Genomic DNA, 22,314 nt, shown 5'->3' on the forward strand with positions numbered 1-22,314 from the left:
ACAACTTGTGTACAACTTGAATTCTAATTGAACACTATTCGCGAGGAATTAATGAAACGTAAAATATATGTAAATAACTCAAATGTTGCGAACTCTCTCTCCCGTGTCATAAGATACAGGTAAGTCAAGAGAGAGGAATCTTAAACGATATGGCTAGCTCTGCACTGATCGAATCCGCTTACTCGCATATTCGCAATCGAATTCTCGCAGGCGAGCTCATGCCCGGAACGCTTCTGTCCGAGAACGAGCTTGCGGAGCAACTGAACATGAGCCGCACGCCGATTCGCGCGGCCATCTCGCGGCTTGAGACGGAGGGCCTTCTCTCCACGCTGAAGAATCGGGGCGTTCTGGTCAAGGAAGTATCGCTCAAGGATGCCATGGATACGGTAGAGCTGCTGTACATTTTCCAGAAGCAGGCCACCGAACAGATGATGGAGAGCGGGGAGAAGCCCGATCTCAAGAAGCTTCAGGAGCTCCTCGACCGGCAGTTCGAGGCGGAACGGCAGAACGAGTACGGTCGTTATCTCGAGAACGCCTTCGAATTTATCGGCTGCTACGTGGCGGTTCTGAACAATACGGCCATCTCCCGTATCGTGGAAACCAGCGTCGAGAAGCTCGTTCTCTACGGCACCATCAACTATCTAAGAACGCCTCACGAGCCGCATTACTCCGCCAACCGGCAGAATCGCGAGATCTACGAGCTCCTGGTGGCGGAAGATTACGAAGGCATTCGCAAGGTTCTTACCGATGCTTACAATCGGAATCAGCAACGGATGATGAGGATTGCCAAAGTTTGAAAATAAACGGAGCCGGGCGATGCTATCGCCCGGCTCCGTTTGCCTATTATCGAACGACGGGCTCCGCCCCGCTTGTGTCATACGCTTCTCTGGCCTTCCCGACTTCGGAGTAATGGTCGGCCGCCCAGTCTTTGAGCATCTTCATGCACGGAATCAAGGAGTCTCCGAGAGGGGTCAACGCGTACTCCACGATCGGAGGAACCGACGGTGTGACTTTCCGGCTCACCAGGCCGTCCCTCTCCAGCTGCCTCAACGTTTGCGTCAGCATTTTCTGCGAGATGCCTTCAATGCGCCTCTGTATCTCCCCATATCGGATGGTCCCGTTCTCCAAGGAATAGATGACCAACGCGGTCCATTTATTCGAAATAATCTCCAACACATGGCTGTAACTGCAGGCCGCCAAGGAGATGTCCCGCGACTTCATTCGCTTGCCTCCTTACGCACCTTCGGGTGCGTTACCGACTTTAAAGTGCCGTCTAGCTCCATCTTAGTGGGTGGTTTATGGTGTGTCTATACCCCTGATAAGGAGAGATGCACAATGAAAGCTTATGTTCTTCAAGGCGGCTTCGGGCTCGATCGACTTTCGGAAGCGGATCGGGCCGTGCCGACTCCGGGCCAAGGAGAAGTTCTGATTCGAATGAAGGCCGTGTCACTGAACGCGCGCGATATCGGAGTCATAGACGGGTTCTACAAACCCGTGCTGGAAGGGCCTCTCGTTCCGGTATCCGATGGGGTAGGCGTAATCGCCGCCGCGGGGGGAAATGCAGGCAAGTTCCGGATCGGAGAACGAGTGAGCGCGATTTTTACCCAGAGCTGGAAGTCGGGCGAAGCTACGAGAGAGAACTGGGCAAGCACGTTAGGAAGTCCGCTGCAAGGGCTGCTTGCGGAATATGTCGTGCTGCCGGAGGAAGGATTGGTTCGCGTGCCCGAGCATTTGACCGATGTCGAAGCCGCGACTCTTCCTTGCGCCGGGGTCACGGCCTGGCATGCGATCGCTGAGGAAGGCAAGGCGAAAGCCGGAGATACGGTTGTCGTTCAAGGCACCGGCGGTGTCTCCTTGTTCGCTCTCCAGTTCGCCAAGCTCCAGGGCGCTCGAGTGATCGTAACCTCAAGCAGCGACAGCAAGCTGAACCGCGCTAAAGCGCTAGGCGCCGATTATGGAATCAACTACAAGGACACGCCGGAATGGGACAAGGCCGTATTGGAGCTCACGCAAGGAGCCGGGGCCGATCATATCGTCGATCTCGGGGGCGGGGCCACGCTCAACCGCTCCGTCTCCGCCTTGAAAGTAGGCGGCCAAATCAGCATGGTAGGCCTTCTGTCAGGCGCTAGCGCCGAGCTCGAGATCGTCCCCGCCATCCTGAGACGAGCCAAGCTTCAAGCCATAAACGTAGGCAGCCGCTCAATGTTCGAGAACATGAATGCCGCAATCGAATACCATCGTCTTCGCCCGGTCATCGACAGCGTATATCCCTTCTCGCAAGCGGTCGAAGCTCTCGCCCATCTGGCGAAGGGCTCGTATTTCGGCAAGATCTGCATCCAGTTCTAAGCCGTCGAATTAAGCTCGATAGTGGGACAGCACCCAGCATACGCCGTTCCGGTCGGTCACGATGGCGAGCAGTCCGTTAAACGGGGCTTCGTACGCTTCCGCGTTGATGATTCCGGAGACAGACAGCTCGCCATAGATCCTCCGGAACTCCTCCTCCGTCTCGATTCTCAGGAAGACCCGTACATAATCGCCTTTCTGAACCGGCTTCGCGGCCAGCGTATCGGCGAATTTCAAGGTTGCGCCCTTCGCGTGAAGATCCGCGTTCAGCACCGCTTCTCCTTGCTTGCGCAAAATCTCGATCTCGCCGCCGAACACGCTTTGGTAGTGCTTGATCTCGTCCTTGCAGTTCTCCACCGTGATAAAAGGAGTCGCTATCATGGGTTACATCCCCCTCAGGATCATTTGGTCGTACTTGGCACGGGCGATTTCGATCGCGTTCGCGACATCTTGCTCGTCGTTCAAATAGACGGACACCCAACCGGAATCGGGGAAAATATGATGAGGCTTCGCCTTCCCCTCCTCGATTCGGCGATCGCGCTCCGGCTTGGGCAGGAGAATGTCGAATAAGCGGTCGTCGTGAAGGTGTCCGATCTCTTTGCCGTTCCACCGGAACTCTACTCCCCCGAAACGATGGGGACATGTCGTCACTCCGTCCCAAGTCAGCAGCTCTTCCGTTAACCCGGTTCCGCTCATTCCGCCATCTCCTCCCGTTCGGTCAGATTTCTCAGCACGATTCGCAGCAGGCCTAACAGCAAGTCATACTCCTCGTCGCTTATGCCCTTGCGGGTCTTGCTCTTCACGCGCCAGAGCGCCTCCTGCACCTTCGGCACGACCTCGCGTCCCGCTTCCGTCAAGTAAAGCAGCTGGTACCGGTTATCGGCGGGATCGGCTTCCCTTCGCACGTACCCCTCCTCTTCCAGCTTGGCGATCGCCTTGGCCGTCGTCGTCTTGTCGATCAGCAGCGTTTCGCTCAGCGCCTTCTGCGTGACCGGCTGCCGGAACGAGATCGCCATGAGGAAAATGTACTGTCCGGCACCGATTCGGTACGGAGCCAGCTCGGCCGAGATCAGGACCTGCATGTGGCGGTAAATCGCGGAGATGTATTGGCCGTGCGACTCCGTGGCGCCTTTGTCGCTCGAACTCGAGCTCGGGCTCGAACTCGGTTTCCATTGCTCGCTCAATGGTCTCACCCCCAGATAGGATGCTATTGCAACTAATTGCAGTATACGCTCAATAGGATGCTATTGCAACTATTTTTTCAAGTTTTATCCATACCGTTAAACGCCGCCCAACCGGTTGCCGTGATACAACGAGCTCGCCGCAGACGAACGACGTGTTCGAAATCGCTCTTGCCCAATTGAACCGAGGTGTGGCAAACTAGAGTTATTCTATACGACAAGCCGCGCGGCAAAGAATGCCCCGCTTCCTTCCTGAACGGAATGGAGGCGGGGCTTTTGTGCGTCGGAAAATAAGGAGGAAAGGAATGAGCTTCGAGGCGGAACACGAGCAGTGGATCGGGAGGCATTTAAAGCTTAGAAAAGGGGGACGTCTGGACGCGCTGCGACGGGGTCACGGGTTCGGCAACCGATTGTTCGCGGAGAAAATTTGGTGGGCGTTAGCCGGACACTTCCACGGGTTGCATCCGGAATATGAGGTGAAGGATTGGCGGGGAAGATCCTACTTCGTCGATTTTATGTGGATCGTGGGCTTCTTGCGCATCGTCTTCGAGATCATGGATTTCGGCTCGCACGGCACCGACAGAAGCAAGTACCGCAGGGACCTGAATCGCGGGCTTTATCTGCAATCCCAAGAGTGTATCGTCTTCTATATTTCTCTTGACGAGTTGAAAGAGAACCCCGATTTTATCCTAGCCACTTTGCGAAATACGCTGGCTCCTTATTTACTGGCGCAGCCTAAGCGTTCCGGAAGCGCAGAGTACCGCTACTCCAAGATCGAAAGGGAATTGATGCGCACCGCCATTCGCAACAATAGGGTTCTTCGGCCGTCCGAAGCGGCGAAAAGGCTGGAGTTGCATAAGATGACGGTCATCAAGTACTGCCGCCTCTTGGTGGACAAGGGGAAGTTTCGCGCCATGGCTCAAGGAGCATCCGGGCGAGTCACTTCCTATGAGTATATAGGAACCTTGCAGAGCCCGGACCTGGTGTGAGATCGTATGTCGGGCAGGACGGCTTGGTCTCACGAAGGATTATGTATGGAATTTCGACCTTATTCTTTGCGATTTGGGCAGAAACCGTCGTTATGGATGAAAAATCGCACATATCTCTTCCACTTTCAAAAAAATCGGAATTTATGTATGAAATATCATACATATACTCCAATTTTGGGGTTTCGGCTTGAATTATAGTCGATAAATCGTCCATATGCGTTGCGTGCCGTGTTGAACGAGGAATGGCAGCGAACTCGACACCCATGCCGGCATCAGCATCCATACCGGTTTGGCGCCCGTATCGGGAACCCGCCAATCGCCAAGCCAGCGGGCTCCGGTACGGCACGCGCCGTCGCACCTCGCGCCGGGAGCTGCGCGAGGGCTTCAAGCTCAAGAGCGGGCCGTCCCATAAGGCGGCTGCTTAGGAACGGCGAAGGACACGCTCGTTCCTTCTCCGGGGCGGCTGCGAATAAGCAGTCCTTTTCCGTAGATTTGCTTCAGCCGGCGGTCGGTATTGGCCAGTCCGATTCCCGCGTGTCGGCCGGTCGGCTCCCCCCTAAACGGCGCTTGCGGCAATTTGTCTAGCTCCAATCCGACTCCGTCGTCTTCGACCGTGATCTCCGCCCCGTCCCCTAGGTCTTGGATCCGAATCCGGACAGTACCGCCCGCGTAGCGCCTGAGCACGCCGTGACGAACGGCGTTTTCCACCAAGGGCTGAATAGACAAAGGCGGAATCTGCAGACCCGGTAGTTCGTCGACCTCCCACGCGACTTGGATCCGGTCTTCGAACCGTTCCTTCTCGATATAGAGATAAACCCGGACCAGCTCCAGCTCCTTCCTCAGCGAAACCAACTGCTCCGAGTTGGCGGAATCGAAGCTCGCCCTCAGGTAATCTCCGAAGGCGATCAGCAGGTCGCGCATTCGGGCGGTGTCGACATCCGCGAGCGCGGCGATGGAATTGAGCGTATTGAACAGAAAGTGAGGCTGAATTTGCGCCTGCAGCCAAGCCGCCTCCAGACGCTTCTGTTCGCGGGCCGCCCGCGCCACGTCGGTCAGCGCCTTCACCCTCATTCTCAACTCTTGCGCGCCTACGGGCTTTACGATGTAATCGTTGGCCCCCGCTAGAAAGCCCGCTTCGATATCTTCCTCCCGATAGCGGGCCGTGAGCAGCAGAATCGGCAGTTCCGAGGACGAGAAGAAGGTACGGACCGTCCGGGCCACTTCATAACCGGACATGTCGGGCATCATGACATCCGCAACCAGCAGATCCCAAGGTCCCGAACCCAGAAGGGACAGCGCCTCCGAACCGCTTGTCACCGTCGCGATCTCGTATGGATCCGAGGCCAGCACGTGCTTCAGGATGCGCAGATTCACCGGATCGTCGTCGACGGCCAAGACGCGGGCCCGGTTCTCGGACGCGGGCGCCTCCGGCACGGGATCGGCTGCCGCATATGCGCCCAAGGGTACTTCATCCACTTCGAGCAGCCTGCCCGCGGCAACCTCGTCCGTCGCCTGATCCGTTCCTGCCATCTCCGCCATGGGAAGCGTAAACCGAAAGACGGAGCCGACGCCAGGCGTCGAGTCGACCGTCAATTGTCCGCCGTGAAGCTCCACCAGACGCTTGCTGACCGCAAGGCCCAGCCCGAATCCCGCTGCGTTCGTCTCCGCTTGAACCTCTCCTTGTTCATAAGGATGGAAAATCCGGCCGACCGTCTCCTCGTCCATCCCGATCCCGGTGTCCGCAATGCGGACGACAACCTTGTCGCCTTCGATCGCCGCTTCGATCGAGATCTGCCCCTCGTTCGTAAACTTGACCGCGTTATGCAGCAGGTTGAACAGGATTTGCACCAGCCGGTTCCCGTCCGCCAGCACCGCGGGCAGCGAATCCGGAACCCGGTTAACGAGCCGAACCGGCTTGCCGTCCGTCATGAACCGGACGATGTCGAGCACGCCCGCCGCCTCCGCCTGGAGCCGAAGAAGCGCCGGATTCACCCTCAGGCGATTCTCCCTCAGCCGATCCAGATCGATAAGGTCATGCAGCAGGAAGGACATGCGCTTGCCCACCGAAACGAGCAGCGAGAGCCGCTCCCGGTTGGCATCCTCGTTTATCGGCTCGCCGCTGTCGAGCACGGCTTGGGCCATATTCAAAATGCCGTGCAGAGGATTCCTCAGCTCATGCGAGGTATGAACCAGGAATTCGTCCTTGCGTTTGTCCGCCGCTTGAAGCTTCTCCGCCAACCGGACGGTCTCGGAGGCGTTGCGGAAATATCGCTTAAACCAATAAAGAGCGAGGAAGATAAAGAAGGCAAGCATGTCGAAAGGATAATAGCCGACGTCGAAAGAACTCGAATAACTGAAGATTCCCCATGCCAAGCTCAATGCAAGGGTCACCGTTCCCAACAGCAGATAGATCGCATCCGGAACGCCTTTGCGAACCGCCCGGTAGAAGAAGATAGGGGCCGCACCGAAGCCGACCAGCAATAGTGCCGTATGAAACGCGTCCGCGTAGGTAAACGACTTGACCGGCAGCGCCAGCACGGACAACCCGAAAAGGGCGCAGACGACGAAGTACCAGCGGGAATGACGCAGAATCGGGAATTCGGGCAGCAGGCTTCTTACGTACACCAGCAGCAATGCCGCCACGCCTAGATAGGATAAATAGAAGACTTTATAGGCGGCCTCGAATCCGACTCCGAACCAGACCGTCAGAAGCCGATCCGTGTTGGTAAGAACGGTTACCGCTCCGCATGCCCCCAACAAGGAGAAGATCAGAAGCGGCCTCTGCCGGGCACCGATGAAGTAAAGGGCGAAGGCGTACAAGGCATGCATGAACGCCAGCAGGATAACCGCCGCCTGCGATCCGATGGATAACCAATACGCCCGGCTCATCGCCTCGGTCTCCCCAAGCTTGACGGGCTCCGTCAGACCGCCCATGACGCGGTCGTCGTAATTGGCCACTTGCAGAACGAGGTCCAGAACGCCGCGATCGGCTTCGAACGAGACGGAATAAGGCACGTTATTCGCCGTATAGGAAGAGGCCCGCTCCGCCGGGTGGCCGGAGCTGCCCATCAAGCTTCCGTTTATATACAAGGCCGAAGAAGCGGAGATCCCCGGCACGCGAACGGTCAGCTCCGGCAAGCCTTCGGAAGGCAGCAGGACGCGCAGTCGATAGGTTCCGTATCCTATGGTCGATTTCTTGGACGGATAGAGATCCTCTCTCCAGCTTTCGGGAACCGCCACCGACTTGGCAACGCCGTTTGCCAATGGGAAGGAGCCATCCGGACCGGGCGTCGCTAGCTGCGAGGGATAGAAATCCCATTGTCCGTAGAGAGCGAGGATCGGTTTGGCCGAGGGGTCCCAACGGCTCAGATCCAGCAAGCCGGCTTCGGCGTCGGCCCTCGCGGTAGTCGTATGCAGGCCGACCCAGGCCAAGCGAATCCCCGTCAGCACGAGAAGGACCAGACCGACGATGGCCACGATTTTTCTTCTTTTCATCATAAGAATACGGGTTCGACAAAAACCGGGAAAATCCTTCCTGCCCAAGTCGAGAAGACACTATTGGACCCGGTGACTCAGCTATCCAATTGCCGGAGGAATTCGAGTGCGCGTTGCAGCGCCAGCTTCGCCGCTTCAGCGTCGTACGACGGCAAGCTGCTATCGGCGAAAAGGTGCCGATCGCCCGGATACAAGAAGAGCTCGGCATGTTTAGCCGACGCCGAGAGCTCCCGTGCCGCGTCGATGTCTCCCTCTTCGACGAAATAGGGATCCTCGGCCATTCCGTGAATTTGTACCGGCAGGTCCTCTGGCCAAGGCGATCCGAACATCGAGGTCGGAACGCAGGCGTCGAAGAATAACGCTCCCCGAGCTCTTTCGCGAGTCTGGGCGAGCCTCTGAGCCGCTACTACGCCGAGCGAGAACCCCGCATAAACGGTTTCGCGCGGAAGCCCCTCCGCCGCTTCCACACCGCGGTTTACGATCTTTTCGAATCCGATTTGCTCGACATAAGCCAGACCTTCCTCGATGGAGGCAAATACGCGGCCGTCGAAGAGGTCCGGAAGATGTACCGCGTGCCCCTCGCTTCTAAGCTCGTCGGCGAAAGCATGCACTCCCTCCGTCCGTCCTAGTACATGGTGAAATAAAAGAATCTTGGCCATTTTTCTCCTCCCCCGCTATGATCACGCCTATACGAATTCTTCGTTATGCCGTTGCGTTCCTGCAATAGGTTGTGGCACAATGTGGCTATACCATCAAACCCGAGTGGCAAAGAATGCCCCGCTTCCTTCCTTATTGGAATGAGGCGGGGTTTTGTACGTTTATCCCATTGGAAGAGGTGAAGGCAATGAGCTTTGAGATGGAGCATGAGAATTGGATAACCGAACATCTAAAGCGGAGGAGAGGAGAACGCAGGGACGCGCTCAGACGCGGTCACGGTTACGGGAATCGGTTGTTCGCCGAAAAAATCTGGTGGGAGCTAGTCGGTCACTTTCGCGATTTGCATCCGGAGTACGAAGTGAAGGATTGGCGCGGGAGATCCTACTTCATCGACTTCATGTGGATCGTGGGAGCGTTGCGGATCGTCTTCGAGATTATGGACTTCGGCTCCCACGGCACCGATCGGAGCAAATACCGGAAGGATCTAAACCGCGGCCTCTACCTGCAGTCTCAAAATTGTACTGTCTTCTACATCTCATTGGATGAGTTGAAGGAGAACCCCGGGTTTATTCTTGCCACGCTCAGGAATGCTCTAGCCCCTTATTTGTTGGTAGAAAGCAGAAACGCTAGACGGAAAGAGACGGCCTACAGCAAAATCGAACGCGAATTGATGCGCATCGCCATTCGCCGCAACCGCATCCTGCGTCCCGGCGAAGCTGCGAAGGAGCTGGAGCTGTATGCGGCTACAGTCGTCAAGCACTGCCGGAGCCTGGTTGAAAAGGGGAAATTTCGCGCTGTTGCACGAGGAGCCTCCCGGAGAGTGACCTACTACGAGTATATTGGGACGATCCAGAGTCCGGACCTGCTTTAATGAACATGAATTATCATGTTTATTTTTGCCGGGGGAGCAGAATCATCCGATTAAACATGATTTTTCATGTTTATTGTCCTACAGCCTCGAGAAGGGGCCGGATAAACATGATTTTTCATGCTTAATTGCTTAATTTAGGTTCTAGGTAGATATATGAACATGAAATTTCACGTTTATTTAAATAGGGCTGCATCAATCCCACCTCACGGCAGGCAGTCGCAGCCCTCCCTCCTTCCAAATCCTGTTCCCGGCTTGCGCCCTCGATCCATTCCGCTATAGTTCCCCTACTTCTCCTCCCTGCCCGAAGTCCCCGCCGACCGGGACCCGATCAGGTACCCGATAATGGTGGATTCCACGGGCAGCACTACCAGCGTCCACATCTCCTTCAGGCCGAAGTCGGCCGAGCGGAACCGGTCCGGAATCAGCGTGTAGGCAAGCGCGATGATAAGGATGCCGAGCGCGATCGTGCCGACAATGTACAAGCGGACATTTTCCCCCGAGCCGAAGAACTTTCCCAGAACGCCCAGCTCCGCCTTGCGTTTCTCGCTCTCCGCGTTGGCCGCGATGATTTTGCTGGCGACCTTGGGGTCTTGAATCTCGAGCTTATTCACCGGCCGGGACCCCCTCCCCCGCGAAGAACGTGAACGCCAGCATCCAGGTCGACAGGTCGTAATGGATGTTGACCTCGTAGCGCAAGGACAGCTTGCGGTTGTTCAGCACGCCGAGATGAATCAGGTCCCGGTTGCCGATCGGCTTGCCCCGCGGAAAGTTGACGCAGACGATCTTCACCATGTCCGCGCGCACAAGCCGAATGTCCGTGTCGAAGTCGTCCCGGTCCGGATCGCGCTCGATGCTGAAGACGAACGTGAGCGGGTCTCGCTCCTCGGACAGGACGATCTCGATCGGATTCATGCCATAGGCGAAGACGCGGCCGTGGTACACCGCTTCGTAGCCTCCGGACGTAATGCGCATGGCGATCCCCTCCCCCGCTACTAAACCGATTCGTACAGGCTCTCTCGGTCTATTCTACGAAGGAACGCGCCGCCGCATGACACCCTTATCCCCGCAGCAGAGACTCCGCTCCGTCCACGAACACGACCGAGCCCGTCACATGGTCGGATTCCGGCGAGGAGAGAAACAGCACGACGTTGGCGACCTGTCTTGGATCGCCGGGCGCATGCCGCAGCGGCTGGCTGCCTTCCGGATACTCGACCGGGATGACGATCTCGTCGACCTCCGGCTCCCGCTCGGTGTTCTCTCCGATGTTCGTGCGGATGCCTCCCGGACAGACGGCGTTGACCCGGATCCGGTAACGCGCCAGCTCCAATGCCGCCATTTTCGCAAAAGCGACCTCTCCTGCCTTCGAAGAACTGTACGCGCTGAACCCGAAGTTGGAGAAAATCCGGTTGCCGTTCACCGAGCTGGTGATGACGATGCTGCCCCCTCCGGCTTCCTTCATCGGTCCGATCGCATGCTTCACGCACAGGAACGTCCCCGTCAGGTTGATCTTGATCGTCGTCTCCCAATCGGCCAGCTCCATCTCTTCGATCGGGGCGAGAACGCCGTTGACGCCCGCGTTGGCGAACAGAATGTCGAGCCGTCCCCAACGCTTCACGACGTCCTCCACCGCTTGGCTCACCTGCCGCTCGTTCGCGATATCCGCCAGCACCGTCATGCACCGCTTATCCTTATCCTTTTGTCCGGCGTCGCTCTCTGCCCCCTGCGACTGAACAGCAGCCCTCTCGATGAGCTCCGCCGCCTGCGCGAGCTCCTTCTCGTCCCGGCCCAGGATGGCCACCCTCGCGCCTTCTTCCGCCATCCGAATCGCGGTCGCCAAGCCGATCCCCGACGCTCCTCCGGTCACCAGAGCCACCTTGTCCTGCACTCTTCCTTTGCGCTCGTACTCGCTTGTCATATCGATCTCCTCCTTTTTTTCCTTCCTTATAGCTTTACCCCATCCCGTCGCCGGCAAAAGAAGACGGCAATTCGACCCTAAGCGATGACTAGGACTTAGGATTCGAGCAAAAAGGTTCATTTTTTTATTTTTGCGGGGTAAAAATTACCTAGTGTTAACGTTCCGCCTCTACAATAAAGAAATAGCAGGGAGGCGACTACCGTTGGGCAAATGGTCGAATAGTCTATTGAACCAGGACGGAGTAAGTCGGATAGCCGAGGGAATGCGGAAAGGCGCCGTCGGCTTGCTGGCCGGACGACTGCCGCCGGAAGCGGCGTCATGGCCTCGCAAAAAATTGAAGAACTGGTCGGAAGGCCGACCGGACTTGCTGTGGGCCTGGCTAAGCGATCGGCTGCTGCTGCTCGCTCTTCGCATGCCCGAGGACAAACCGTTCGCGGAGGACAAGCTCGCCCGGACCGAGCTGGAGCTGCGCCGGATCGTCGGCGAACCTACCGGGGCTTCGGCCCCCGTCGGGTTCGGATTTGCATGGGTTGCCGCGCGCCCGCAGCACCGGTATACCGAGCAGCAGCTGCTCGATGAGATATTGGAAGCATCGGCGCTGGCCGGCAAGTCTCTAACCGAAGAAACCGCCAAGCCGGCGAAGCCGGGGCGCGAACATCGCGCGGACGAGAGCTGGAATCCCGAGACCTCCGGCATGACGATCGGGAAGCTTGCGACTTCTATCGCCACGATGGCTCCCGACGCTCGGGTATCGGCCGCAGCCGAATGGTTCGAGTCCCAACCCGACAGCCACAGTATCGTCGTGGAGACTGGCGGCACCCCTCAGGGCTTGATTACGAGGGAGAGGCTGAACGGAATGCTGGCCTCCAAGTTCGGCGTGCCGCTCTATTGGAATCGGACTATCGACAAGATCATGGTGGAGAACCCGCTTGTCGCGGACGTCCATTCGCCGGTGGAGGCCGTGGCCCGGCGCGCCATGAACCGGCCGGATTCCCAACTGTACGACACGGTGATCGTGACGGAGCACGGTCGCTGCCTGGGCGGCGTTACCGTTAAAGTGCTGCTGGAATCCTTCGCTTCGCTGCAAGCGGAAGCTGCGAGGCGCGTGAATCCGCTCACGGGACTTCCGGGCGGAGACAGCATCCGTCGGGAGATCGAAGCGCTCGTCCGATTAAAGAAGCCGTTCAGCGTCTATTACGCGGACCTCGATTATTTCAAATGGTTTAATGACAGCTACGGCTATAGCGCCGGAGACGACATGATCAAGTACACCGCCTCCGTTCTGGGCTCGGTGCTCGGGGATTCGGAGGAGGAAACCCGCTCTTTCTTGGGCCATATCGGCGGGGACGATTTTATCGCGATCAGCGACCGAGCGGACGCCGATGCTTGCTGCCGCTCCTTCATCGAGAGGTTCCACGCGGGCGTTGACGCCTTCTACGGCTCCTCCCGTCCGGAGATCGTGTTGAATCGGCACGGAGGGACGGTGGAGCAGCCTGGCGTGTCGCTGTCCATCGCCGTCATTCGTTGGGACGGATCCCGGGCCGTGAGCCACGAGCAGCTCTCGCAATGGGCCGCGGCTTACAAGAAGATCGCCAAGAACAAACCGGGAAGCTCGTATGCGATATACGAAGCGTCATTCGGAGACATGCTTTAACAACAGCGAGGAGGAAAAGGAATGGCGCTGGGAACATCCCCCGTGCAACGAGTATCGCGGGCAACGGAAAAGGAAACGGCCTTGATCTACTTTTATTGGAGCAGCGACGGAAGAAGAAGCTCCCTTCTGGAGGCTCGGTTTAAGCAACGGGCGGAGCAATGGGTCCGGGAGTGCTTCGACGGGCCGCTGCTTCCTTACCGATTGGAATGGGCTCATGGCGATTTGATACTGTTTTTCCGCGCGTCCAAACAACAGAGCCCCGCGCCGTTCAGGCGTTCGCTCCTGCTGGCCGCACAGGTCTATAGGAAGAAACTAGAGGAGACGCTCCTGGCGCTGCGGGGACCGTCCGGGGAGGTTAAGCTTCATGCCGGATGCGCGTTCGGCCTTCTCAAGAGAGGGAAGGATCCGGAGCGGCAGCTGCATGAATTGACGCGAGAAGCGATGCGAAGCAGCCATAGCCCCGACGCGCTGGACGATGCCCTTCGCTTGAGCGAGCTGGATCGTCTGCTGGAGGAAAAGGCGCTGCGTTGCGTATATCAGCCGATCGTGAATATCCGCGAGGGACGGCCGCTCGGCTATGAAGCGCTGTCGAGGCCGCAGAACTCCGCGGTCTTCCCCGGGCCGCTTCCTTTGTTCGAATTCGCGGAACGCGCCGGCAAGGATTATCCGCTGGATCAGCTCGCCCGCGAGCAAGCCATCTCCGGCAGCATGGGGCTCCATCCGGGAGAGAAGCTGTTCCTGAACCTGACTCCGCAGATCATCAACGATCCGCAATTCACCCCGTGGCAAACGCTCTCTCTGCTTCGGGAACACCGCCTGACTCCGGAGCAGGTCGTATTCGAAATCACGGAACGGTCCAGCATCGAGGACTTCGGCTCGGTGGAGCGCGTGCTGGCGCATTATCGCAGCCAAGGCTACAAAATCGCCATCGACGACGTCGGCGCAGGCTATTCGTCGCTGCTGTCCATCGTCGAGCTAAAGCCCGATTACATCAAAGTGGACCGGTCGATCGTAAGCGGCCTGCACGCGGACACGTTCAAAGCGCACATCCTCGAGACTCTTGTCCTGACCGCGAACCGGATGGGAATCGAGCTCATCGCCGAAGGCGTGGAAACTCAGGAGGAGCTGGACAAGATTCTGTCGATGGGGGTGAATTACGCGCAAGGCTATCTTCTGGGGCGTCCGGGAGAGATTCGATTGGGGCAAGGGAGATGAAGGAGGCGCACGGACGTCAATTGTCGATTTGGTGAAAAATGGACGCATCCCGGCGTTCCTATGGTACCCTAGTATAGCATGAGAAAAGGACAAGGGATGGAGTCTAACACGGTGAATTCGCAATTGACGATATATCTTACGCTGATCAGCTTATCGGGGATATTCAATGTCTTCTTGGGCCTCTACGTTTTCCCCCGAAGAAGTCGGGTCCCGAGCTCTTCCCTGCTGATCTTGTACTCGCTGGCGCTGGCCGTTTACAGCTTCGGCTATGCCTTCGAGCTGAACAGCACTTCCACCGGAGAAGTTAAGCTGTGGAATACCCTGGAGTACGTCGGCTTGTCCTTCTCCATCCCGATCGGCCTTCTCGTGATTCTCCAGTATCTCGGCAGAAAGCCCGCCCGCGCTTACCGGAACCTCCTATTTGTCATTCCGATCGCGACTTGGGTTCTCGTCGCCACCAACGATCTTCATCACTTCTTCTATAAAGAGTTCGCTTTGCTCGAAGGCAGCGGCGGCGCTCCCCGGTTGACGATCGGAGTCGGGGAAGGGTACATCGTCTTCTCTAGCTATGCGTTCTGCTGCTGGCTCGCCGGCCTCATGCTTCTGATGAACCGATGGAAGCAGACAAGGAAGACGTATCGCCCTCAGCTGCTCGCACTTATCCTCGGCCAGATAGCGCCGATGGTCGCCGGGTTCGTCTATTTATTCGGGATTATACCTCCCCTCGATCCGATACCGCTCGGATTGACCGGCAGCTCGGGGCTCTACGTGTGGGCCGTGCTGGCGAACAAGCGCCTCACCGTCGTTCCGATCGCCAAGGAGACGATTTTCGACAGCACGGAGGTGGGCTTCCTCGTCCTCGATTCGACGAACCGGCTGATCGATTACAATCGAACGGCGGGACGGCTGCTCCCTTCTATCGACCCCTATATGATCGGTTGGGGGATCCACAGGCTCTGGGTCGAGCTCACGGGCAAGTCCCTATCCCATCCGGATTTGCCCAAGGGCAAGCTGGAGGAACTGAACTTGACGGCGGCCGGCGGCTCCCGGTTGTATTATGAGGTTCGCTGCTCCGTCCTTCGGCATCGGGACGGGGAAGAGGCCGGGCGCCTGCTCTCCCTGATCAACGTGACCGAGATGAAAAGGCTGCAGATGGAGCTGGAGCATCAGGCTTACCACGACGGCCTAACCCAGATCTACAACCGCGCCCACTTCGTCCAGCTAGCCCGGGATCTGCTGGAGCAGTCCCTACGCGCCGGCCGATCGTTCACGGTCGTGCTGTTCGACATCGACTTCTTTAAGCGAGTCAACGATACTTACGGTCACGACATGGGGGATAAGGTGATCCGGCACGTCGTCTCGGTCTGCGGCGGAAGGCTGGAAGAGGATATGCTGTTCGCCCGTTATGGGGGAGAAGAATTCGTTCTCGCCCTTCCTTCCCGGGATTTGGCGGAAGGCTGCCGCTTCGCCGAGAGCCTCCGAGACGCGCTCGAGCATGCTCCGCTCGTCACGCAGCAAGGAACCGTCGCCCTTACGTCGAGCTTCGGAGTCGCCGAGACGAAGGGGAGCGGCGAGACGCTGGACGTCCTGCTCGGCCGGGCCGACGAGGCGCTATACGAGTCCAAGCGCAACGGACGCAATCGCGTCAGCGCATAAGGAGCGGCGTAAGCCGTCTGCCCGCAACGATAAAGGAAGGCTCGGGTCCTCGGACTTGAGCCTTCCTTTTTCGCTGGCAAGGGGCTTGCCCCTCATAGGATGAACAGAGCCTGATGGCCCGTCAGTTCCCTATAGCTCGAAAGTTAAGTTCGCCGGGGAGTCCGGAAGGTCGTTCTCCTCCTCTTCGCCCGTAACCGGCACCCGGTCGCTTACCTCCTCGAATCTAAGCGTGTCTACCCAAGCTCGGCCGGGCCCGCTCAGCAGCAGCCCGAACGCGATCGCGAGAGCATCCTTGGGCACGTCCAGCACGATCCGGTACTGGTTCCAGGGTCGGCTGCCGACGATCGGCCTTCTCCCCATATTGTCGAACCCGAGCATCTCGCCGCTTTGGCCGTCGATTCGCATCCATAGACCGCACCGGTTCTTGACGTCTTCGGTCTTCACGAATCCCGTCAATTGAAGCCTCCGCCCCCGATACTCGTCGGCTTTGAACGTCTGCATCATCGTGGCGAAGCCGTCCGCGCCGCCGCTCCTCGACCGCAAATAGCCCGACGCGCTTCCCAAGTGGACCTCGTTCCGATCGATTCCCGCCTCGTAATCTCCCGGATGGCTTCCCGTCAATACCCAACCTTTAGGCGCTTCGTACATCGTTCTCGTCTCCTTTTCCCTCTCCTGATGACCCGCTAGGCCCGACATCGTCCGCCGGTAACGGCCCGGCGTCGTGAAGTAAACCTTCTTGAAGGCGCGGGTGAACGCCTCCTGCGATTCGAACCGATAGTCGAGCGCGATGTCCAGAATGCCCCTGTCCGACGCGATCAGCTCGGCCGCCGCGCTCGCCAGGCGCCGCCTGCGGATATAGTCCGCGAGCGGCATGCCGACGCCGCCGCGGAACAGGCGATGAAAGTGGTACTTGGAGAAAGCCGCCCTCCCCGCGACCGACGACAAGGACAGGTCTTCCTTGAGGCGTCTCTCGATGATCGCCAGCACCGACTCCAATCCGTTTATCCTTTTCTCCGCGGTCATGGCCTCTCTCCTTTCTGAACTTAATTTACCATGAGGATGCCCTCCTCGTTTTGACCGAAATTGCGGAATAAAAGATCCCGGGTCCCAGCAGCCAAACGCTGTGCGAATTGCTATTCAGAAATCGATTTAGGAGACCGATAGTTAACAAGGAGAAAAATTAGCAATTCAATAAGATTTTGGTCCTAATTCACAACAGCAAATGGAAGGAGTTCCAGCAGGCTTCAGCGACATCAACCGCATTAGGCTTGTCTGTCGATTACGCGCTTATAAATCGAGACCAACATTGGAGGCAGACTCATGAAACGCAAGCTTAGCTTCAAGAACAGCTCCATTCGCTTCAAACTCATCGTTCTGTTGCTCGCGATCTCCGTCGTTCCCCTTCTGATCGCGACCGCCTTGTCCATCACGTACACCAGCAGGACGACCGAGGCCGAAAACCACGACACGCAGAAAGAAATCGTCTCCATCTATACGTCTCAGATCGACAAGTGGATTCGGGACAAAGCGGCCAAGGCCGAGACGCTTGTCGCGAGCCATCCGGAATTCGCCGAAGGCAACGCCGATCAGATTCTCCCTCTGCTTCGCACGATCAAAGAAAGCGACAACGAAATTCAGAATTATAACTTCATAAACCCCGAAGGCGCCGGCATTGATATCTCAGGCAATTCCATCGATGTCAGCGATCGCGCGCACTTCCTCGCGGCCAAGGAATCCAAGCAAACCGCGATCGGGGATATGCTCGTCAGCAAAGTGTCCAATACCTACGTCTTCCCGATCGACGTTCCCGTGCTCGACGCTTCGGGCAACCTGGCCGGCGTTATCGTCGGCACCGTCTCGCCCGATACCTTCTCCGTCTTGACGAATCAGATCAAGCTCAAAGAGAGCGGCTTCGGATACCTCGTCTCCGGCACGGGCGAATACTATACCTACCCGGACAAAGAGCGCATCGGCAAGAATATCTCGGAATACCTTACCGGGAAGGGCGCGCAGTCCTTCATCGATCGGCTCCTGAAGGAGGAGTCCGGCGCCATCGCTTACAAGGACGAGAACGGTGTCAAGACGATCAATCAATTCGAGACGATTCCGGGGACGAAGTGGAAGCTCGTCGTCTCCGTTCCGGAGCGCGAAGTGCTGGAATCGGTGAATCAATCGCGGAATCTGTCCGTTATCATCGTAGCCGTCGTCGCGTTGCTCACGATCGCGATTGCCGTCCTTGTGTCGCGGTATATCTCGAATATCATGCTGACGATCGCCGCCTTCATGAAGAAGGTTGCGGGAGGCAATCTGACCGAGCGGTTGAATGTCGATTCCAGCGACGAGATCGGTCAGATGAAGATCAACACGAACGCGATGCTGGATGCCTTCTCCGCCACCGTAGAGAAGATCAACGAGTCTATCGCCGGGGTCGTAGCGGCAAGCGAGCAGCTGCGGGAGGCGACGGAACGATCCTCCTCTCTCTCGCACGAAATCGGAAGAACCGTCAACGTCATCGCGGAAGGCACGGCAAGCCAGCTGTCCGCCTCGGAACAAACGGCGATGGCATCGGAAGAGATGGCGAGCGGCGTGCAAAAAATCGCGGAATCCTCCAACTCCGTGTCCGAGCAAGCCTCCACCGTGATGCAGGAGGTCGAAAGCGGCAACGAGGAGATCCAGCATGCGATCAAGCAAATTCATACCATCAGCGAATCGGCGAACCAGACGGCTCGCGTGATCGAGGAGCTGAACGCTCATTCGTCGGAAATCGGGCATATCGTAGACCTCATCTCCGACATTTCGAACCAGACGTCCCTGCTGTCGCTGAACGCTTCCATCGAAGCGGCACGGGCCGGAGAAGCGGGCAAAGGCTTCGCCGTCGTCGCGAACGAAGTGAAGAAGTTGGCGGAGCAAACCAATACGTCGGTGAATAACATCGCGGGATTGATCGGAACCATACAGACGGCGTCTCGCGGAGCCTCTCAAGCGATCGTTCAGAACAAGCAGGATATCGAGCTCGGCTTAAGGAGCATGCGCCAAGTGGAGGAGTCCTTCACCGGCATCCGGCATGCCATTATAGACGTAACGGGCCAGGTGCAGGAGATCTCGGCCGCCTCGGAGGAGATGTCCGCGGGAACCGAAGAAATCTCCGCTTCCATGGGGGAGATGGTCAATATCGCCCAAGCATCGGCCAGCAATTCGAAGCAGGTCGCGGACCATTCGTCGGCTCAACTGAAGCTGATCGACGAAATGTCGGCGGCGACGAACGAATTGACGCGGATGATGAACGATTTGAAGGAACGCGCGGCGTTGTTCAAGGTGAAGTAAATAAGAATCGGCCGTTCGGCGGGATTTTTCCCGAAGGACGGCCGATTTTCGTTTAGTGGCTCTTTGGACCTGGAAGCCATTGTCTGATGGATAAGAACCCTCTATAATAGCAAGGTAGTGAAAACAATTCTCAATTGGGTTGCCCATTTGAGTTGCCTTTCTATATTCGCGCGAACGGGGCGGAGGTGACGAACAGATGCTGGATAAACAACTGCCGTTGTGGAATCACGCGGCAATCACGGTACTCGACGTGCGGCGATGCTCCGTCGAGCCGGGGGACGATCTGATGCTGCGGCTGCCGGCAAGCGCGTTCCTGTACGCCAACGGCGGAAGAGGACAGCTGAGGCTCGACGGCGCGATCCACGCCATCGCCCCCGGCCATGTCTGGCATGCCGGCAAAGGCGCTTCTATGAACATCGTCCGGGTGACGGAGGCCATGGATTATTTTCTTATCTACTATAAAGCGGTTTTGGTCCCTCCCTATCGCCGGCATCTGCTTGACTTGTACCGAGACAGCAACCCGTTTCGGGATTCGTACGGCTTCGTCCCCGCGAACCCGCTTCGGCTTTTAACCAAAATAGAACAGATGCATCTGCACTGGGGTCAGGGAGATCCGCTCGCCAAATTCCATGTCCGAGCCCTCTTCCATCAGCTCGTATTCGAGCTTCTGCGGCAGCGCCAACAGGCGGAGCCTGCCCGGGATCCTCGCGGCGACCTCATCGAACGGGCCGTCCGGCTGATGGAACAGCACTATGTCGAGCCGTTTAGCCTGGACGACCTCGCGAACGATCTCCAATGCGGAGTCCGGCAGCTGCAGAGGTTATTCAAGGCTCATTACGGAATAAGCCCCATGGAGTATCTGATTCGGCTTCGGATGGAGAAGGCCAAGGAGCTGCTTCTTCGAACCTCCGCGCCGATTGCGGACATCGCCGAAGCCGTGGGCTATCCCGACGCGTATCACTTTAGCCGGTATTTCAAGAAGCATTCCGGAGTTCCTCCCCTGCAATATCGTCGCTCCGGTCGCAATAATCCATTTTCGCCGTCGCTTTCGTCCATTGGCTCCGAAGAGGACCTCTCTTATAGTAATGTTGATGATGAAAATCATTATCAACAAACAGGCAGAGGGGTTGCAAGAATGAATTCGCGCACGAGAACATTGGTTACCGTTAATTTCCTGCTCGTTCTTATGCTGTTATTGGGAGCCTGCTCTCTGGGCGGCAATAACAACGGGGCTAACAACGCATCGCCGTCGTCGGCGGCTTCCACGACGCCCGCACCGTCGGCTTCGGCCGCGGCCGAGACGCCGCAAAGCAGCTATCCGGTAACGATAAAGCACGTCAAAGGGGACTTCACGCTCGAGCAAAAGCCAGAGAACATCGCCGTGCTGGACGTTCAATACGTCGATCAGCTGGTCGCCTTGAACGAGCAGCCGGCCGGGAGCGTCAAGGCTGCCGGGTCCGACGCGGACTTCCCCGAATACCTGTCCGACAAGCTATCCGACGTAAAAGTGCTCGGCACCTACGAGGAGCCCAATCTGGAAGCCATCGTGGCGATGAACCCGGATCTGATCATCTGCACCGAGGTTCATGAGGAAATTTACGAGAGTCTGAACAAGATCGCGCCGACCATCATGCTCATCCGCAATGACGACTGGCGGGACACGCTGTCCACATTCGGCAAAATCATGGGCAAGGAGTCGGAAGCCGAGCAGCTGGTGGAGGCTTACAAAGAGAAAACGGCAAAGCTCTCCTCCGAGCTCGCCGCCAAGCTGGACGGACAGACCGTCTCGTTAATTCGCCCTCGCGACGATGCCATTCGCGTGCATACGGGCGATCACCGCACGGGCGCCATTCTTTATAAGGACTTGGGGCTCCCGGCTCCGAAGATGGTCAGCGAAGTCGACGATACGTCCTTCAACGTCTCGCTCGAATCGCTGGCCGAGGTCGATGCCGACCACTACTTCCTGCTGACGGACGACATGTTCGGGGAGCTGGTGAAGGAATTCCAGAGCACGGCCACCTGGCAGTCGCTCGAAGCGGCCAAGAATAATCGTGTCTACACCGTAGACACGACGATGTGGATCGGCTATTACGGTCCGGTTGCGATTAACCTGGTCGTCGACGAGATTGCCCGCTACCTGCTAGGAACTTCTTAACATGCGGCAGCATCTGTCGCTTGAGGAGCGTTCATACTTATCCGAGCGCTACGGTTTGCGGTTGCAGGACGATCCCCGTCCCTGCCTCCGCAGCATTACGGCCATGGAGCTGCTGGATCGCGCGGCATGCGAGTCCTATCTGGACTGGCTGGGAGACTACATCGGATCTCCGACGCGCCAAGCGACGGCTTCCACCTTGGTCAAGAGATATGCTGCGATTGCCGTTTCGCCCGCTCTGTATTCCATGACCGTAAATAACAAGGGTTTGACGCTTGAGCTGGAGCATTGCCTCCTCGAAACGCCCGAGCTTCCGGAGCATAACCCGCTTGGCACGAAGCTTCCCTATCTCAGCGTATCTTCGTACGGGATCAGCCTGCCGGCTCCCGATCAACGCCGGAACTGGCGGGAGCATACGGTGCGCGAGCTGTTCGCCGGGCATCTGACTCCCTTGATCCGCTCCCTGTCCGAGATCGCCCGGGTGTCCAAGATGATTCTATGGGAAAATGCGCTCGTGCGCATGGTCCCGCTGTTCAAGGAAGCCATCGACTCGGCCGAGGACCCGACCGCCGCCGCGCGCATCCGCGAGGACTTCCGCTACATCGCCCGCGAAGCCCCGGGAGAGCTGTTCGGCGAACGCCGCAACCCTCTCTCCGCCCTGGTCGAGTCGACCGGGATGGATCCGGAAGGAGATTATAAGCATCGTCTAAGGCGCACTTGCTGCCTTTACTACAAAGTCTCGGCGGAATATTGCAGGCAATGTCCTCTTCCGCAGGAGTCTCGGGAATAAAAGAATAGGCCTCCATCCGCTTGGGCGGGTTGGAGGCCTTATTCCGTTTATTCGGCGGCGCCGAGAACAAGC

At 57.7% G+C, this 22,314-nt stretch carries 20 protein-coding genes; 10 read left to right on the top strand and 10 right to left on the bottom strand.

All coding sequences use genetic code 11. The features are described from left to right. Window positions 1–149 precede the first annotated feature (149 nt). Window positions 150–797, top strand: a complete 648-nt coding sequence (locus tag H7B67_RS02955; RefSeq protein WP_185118309.1) for a GntR family transcriptional regulator — start codon at window positions 150–152, stop codon at window positions 795–797. Window positions 798–843: 46 nt separating this feature from the next. Here the strand turns inward: H7B67_RS02955 and H7B67_RS02960 are convergent, their stop codons facing one another. Beyond that, on the bottom strand, window positions 844–1,221 hold the full coding sequence (locus tag H7B67_RS02960; RefSeq protein WP_185118310.1) for a winged helix-turn-helix transcriptional regulator: 378 nt from the start codon (window positions 1,219–1,221) through the stop codon (window positions 844–846). Between the two features lie 114 nt (window positions 1,222–1,335). Between H7B67_RS02960 and H7B67_RS02965 the strand changes: the two genes are divergently transcribed. Beyond that, window positions 1,336–2,346, top strand: a complete 1,011-nt coding sequence (locus H7B67_RS02965) for a zinc-dependent alcohol dehydrogenase family protein (RefSeq protein WP_185118311.1) — start codon at window positions 1,336–1,338, stop codon at window positions 2,344–2,346. A gap of 9 nt (window positions 2,347–2,355) precedes the next feature. Here the strand turns inward: H7B67_RS02965 and H7B67_RS02970 are convergent, their stop codons facing one another. From H7B67_RS02970 to H7B67_RS02980, 3 genes are read right to left on the bottom strand one after another with little or no spacing between them, the layout of a single operon-like run. After that, window positions 2,356–2,724 (bottom strand): VOC family protein, encoded by a 369-nt coding sequence (locus tag H7B67_RS02970; protein ID WP_185118312.1) that lies wholly within the window; start codon window positions 2,722–2,724, stop codon window positions 2,356–2,358. 3 nt (window positions 2,725–2,727) lie between these two features. Then, window positions 2,728–3,039 (bottom strand): luciferase domain-containing protein, encoded by a 312-nt coding sequence (locus H7B67_RS02975; RefSeq protein ID WP_185118313.1) that lies wholly within the window; start codon window positions 3,037–3,039, stop codon window positions 2,728–2,730. After that, window positions 3,036–3,527 carry a MarR family winged helix-turn-helix transcriptional regulator gene (locus H7B67_RS02980; RefSeq protein WP_245363704.1) on the bottom strand — a complete coding sequence of 164 codons (492 nt, stop codon included), beginning with the start codon at window positions 3,525–3,527 and terminating at the stop codon, window positions 3,036–3,038. Before H7B67_RS02980 ends, H7B67_RS02975 begins: the two co-directional genes overlap by 4 nt. 302 nt (window positions 3,528–3,829) lie before the next feature. Here H7B67_RS02980 and H7B67_RS02985 point away from each other — a divergent pair, with 302 nt between their 5' ends. Then, entirely contained in the window at window positions 3,830–4,513 is a 684-nt protein-coding gene (locus H7B67_RS02985) for a hypothetical protein (protein ID WP_185118314.1), read from the top strand. A gap of 390 nt (window positions 4,514–4,903) precedes the next feature. Here the strand turns inward: H7B67_RS02985 and H7B67_RS02990 are convergent, their stop codons facing one another. Together H7B67_RS02990 and H7B67_RS02995 are read right to left on the bottom strand one after the other, a co-directional pair. Beyond that, window positions 4,904–7,990 (bottom strand): ATP-binding protein, encoded by a 3,087-nt coding sequence (locus H7B67_RS02990; protein WP_342592544.1) that lies wholly within the window; start codon window positions 7,988–7,990, stop codon window positions 4,904–4,906. A 95-nt stretch (window positions 7,991–8,085) separates the two neighbouring features. After that, window positions 8,086–8,667 (bottom strand): dienelactone hydrolase family protein, encoded by a 582-nt coding sequence (locus tag H7B67_RS02995; RefSeq protein WP_185118315.1) that lies wholly within the window; start codon window positions 8,665–8,667, stop codon window positions 8,086–8,088. A gap of 185 nt (window positions 8,668–8,852) precedes the next feature. Between H7B67_RS02995 and H7B67_RS03000 the strand changes: the two genes are divergently transcribed. Beyond that, window positions 8,853–9,536 carry a hypothetical protein gene (locus H7B67_RS03000; protein ID WP_185118316.1) on the top strand — a complete coding sequence of 228 codons (684 nt, stop codon included), beginning with the start codon at window positions 8,853–8,855 and terminating at the stop codon, window positions 9,534–9,536. 284 nt (window positions 9,537–9,820) lie between these two features. On the opposite strand, the gene H7B67_RS03005 is transcribed toward H7B67_RS03000, so the two are convergent. The 3 genes from H7B67_RS03005 to H7B67_RS03015 form a co-directional block, all read right to left on the bottom strand. Continuing rightward, on the bottom strand, window positions 9,821–10,147 hold the full coding sequence (locus tag H7B67_RS03005; protein WP_185118317.1) for a hypothetical protein: 327 nt from the start codon (window positions 10,145–10,147) through the stop codon (window positions 9,821–9,823). Then, window positions 10,140–10,508, bottom strand: coding sequence for a DUF6864 domain-containing function (locus tag H7B67_RS03010; RefSeq protein WP_185118318.1), 369 nt, complete (start codon window positions 10,506–10,508; stop codon window positions 10,140–10,142). Before H7B67_RS03010 ends, H7B67_RS03005 begins: the two co-directional genes overlap by 8 nt. Before the next feature lie 85 nt (window positions 10,509–10,593). Next, a complete protein-coding gene (locus tag H7B67_RS03015; protein ID WP_185118319.1) occupies window positions 10,594–11,451 on the bottom strand; it encodes an SDR family oxidoreductase in 858 nt (285 codons plus the stop codon). A gap of 202 nt (window positions 11,452–11,653) precedes the next feature. On the opposite strand from H7B67_RS03015, the gene H7B67_RS03020 reads away from it, so the two are divergent. The 3 genes from H7B67_RS03020 to H7B67_RS03030 all read left to right on the top strand — a co-directional run bounded on the left by H7B67_RS03020 (window position 11,654) and on the right by H7B67_RS03030 (window position 15,976). Further along, window positions 11,654–13,105: a diguanylate cyclase domain-containing protein gene (locus tag H7B67_RS03020; RefSeq protein WP_185118320.1), complete on the top strand. Its 1,452-nt coding sequence runs from the start codon at window positions 11,654–11,656 to the stop codon at window positions 13,103–13,105. Window positions 13,106–13,126: 21 nt separating this feature from the next. Beyond that, the gene (locus H7B67_RS03025) at window positions 13,127–14,320 is read left to right on the top strand and encodes an EAL domain-containing protein (RefSeq protein WP_185118321.1); all 1,194 of its coding nucleotides are present in this window, start codon (window positions 13,127–13,129) and stop codon (window positions 14,318–14,320) included. A gap of 111 nt (window positions 14,321–14,431) precedes the next feature. Next, the gene (locus H7B67_RS03030; RefSeq protein WP_185118322.1) at window positions 14,432–15,976 is read left to right on the top strand and encodes a histidine kinase N-terminal 7TM domain-containing diguanylate cyclase; all 1,545 of its coding nucleotides are present in this window, start codon (window positions 14,432–14,434) and stop codon (window positions 15,974–15,976) included. A 129-nt stretch (window positions 15,977–16,105) separates the two neighbouring features. Here H7B67_RS03030 and H7B67_RS03035 read toward each other — a convergent pair whose 3' ends face one another. After that, window positions 16,106–16,999, bottom strand: coding sequence for a helix-turn-helix domain-containing protein (locus H7B67_RS03035; protein WP_185118323.1), 894 nt, complete (start codon window positions 16,997–16,999; stop codon window positions 16,106–16,108). A gap of 297 nt (window positions 17,000–17,296) precedes the next feature. Between H7B67_RS03035 and H7B67_RS03040 the strand changes: the two genes are divergently transcribed. The 3 genes from H7B67_RS03040 (at window position 17,297) to H7B67_RS03050 (ending at window position 22,242) form a co-directional block, all read left to right on the top strand. Beyond that, complete coding sequence (locus H7B67_RS03040) at window positions 17,297–19,300, top strand: methyl-accepting chemotaxis protein (RefSeq protein WP_185118324.1); 2,004 nt, start codon at window positions 17,297–17,299, stop codon at window positions 19,298–19,300. 196 nt (window positions 19,301–19,496) lie between these two features. Continuing rightward, on the top strand, window positions 19,497–21,455 hold the full coding sequence (locus H7B67_RS03045; RefSeq protein ID WP_185118325.1) for an AraC family transcriptional regulator: 1,959 nt from the start codon (window positions 19,497–19,499) through the stop codon (window positions 21,453–21,455). Window position 21,456: 1 nt separating this feature from the next. Then, entirely contained in the window at window positions 21,457–22,242 is a 786-nt protein-coding gene (locus H7B67_RS03050) for an IucA/IucC family C-terminal-domain containing protein (protein WP_185118515.1), read from the top strand. Window positions 22,243–22,314: the final 72 nt, after the last annotated feature.

Source organism: Cohnella thailandensis (genome assembly GCF_014212135.1).
Classification (GTDB): Bacteria; Bacillota; Bacilli; order Paenibacillales; family Paenibacillaceae; genus Cohnella; species Cohnella thailandensis.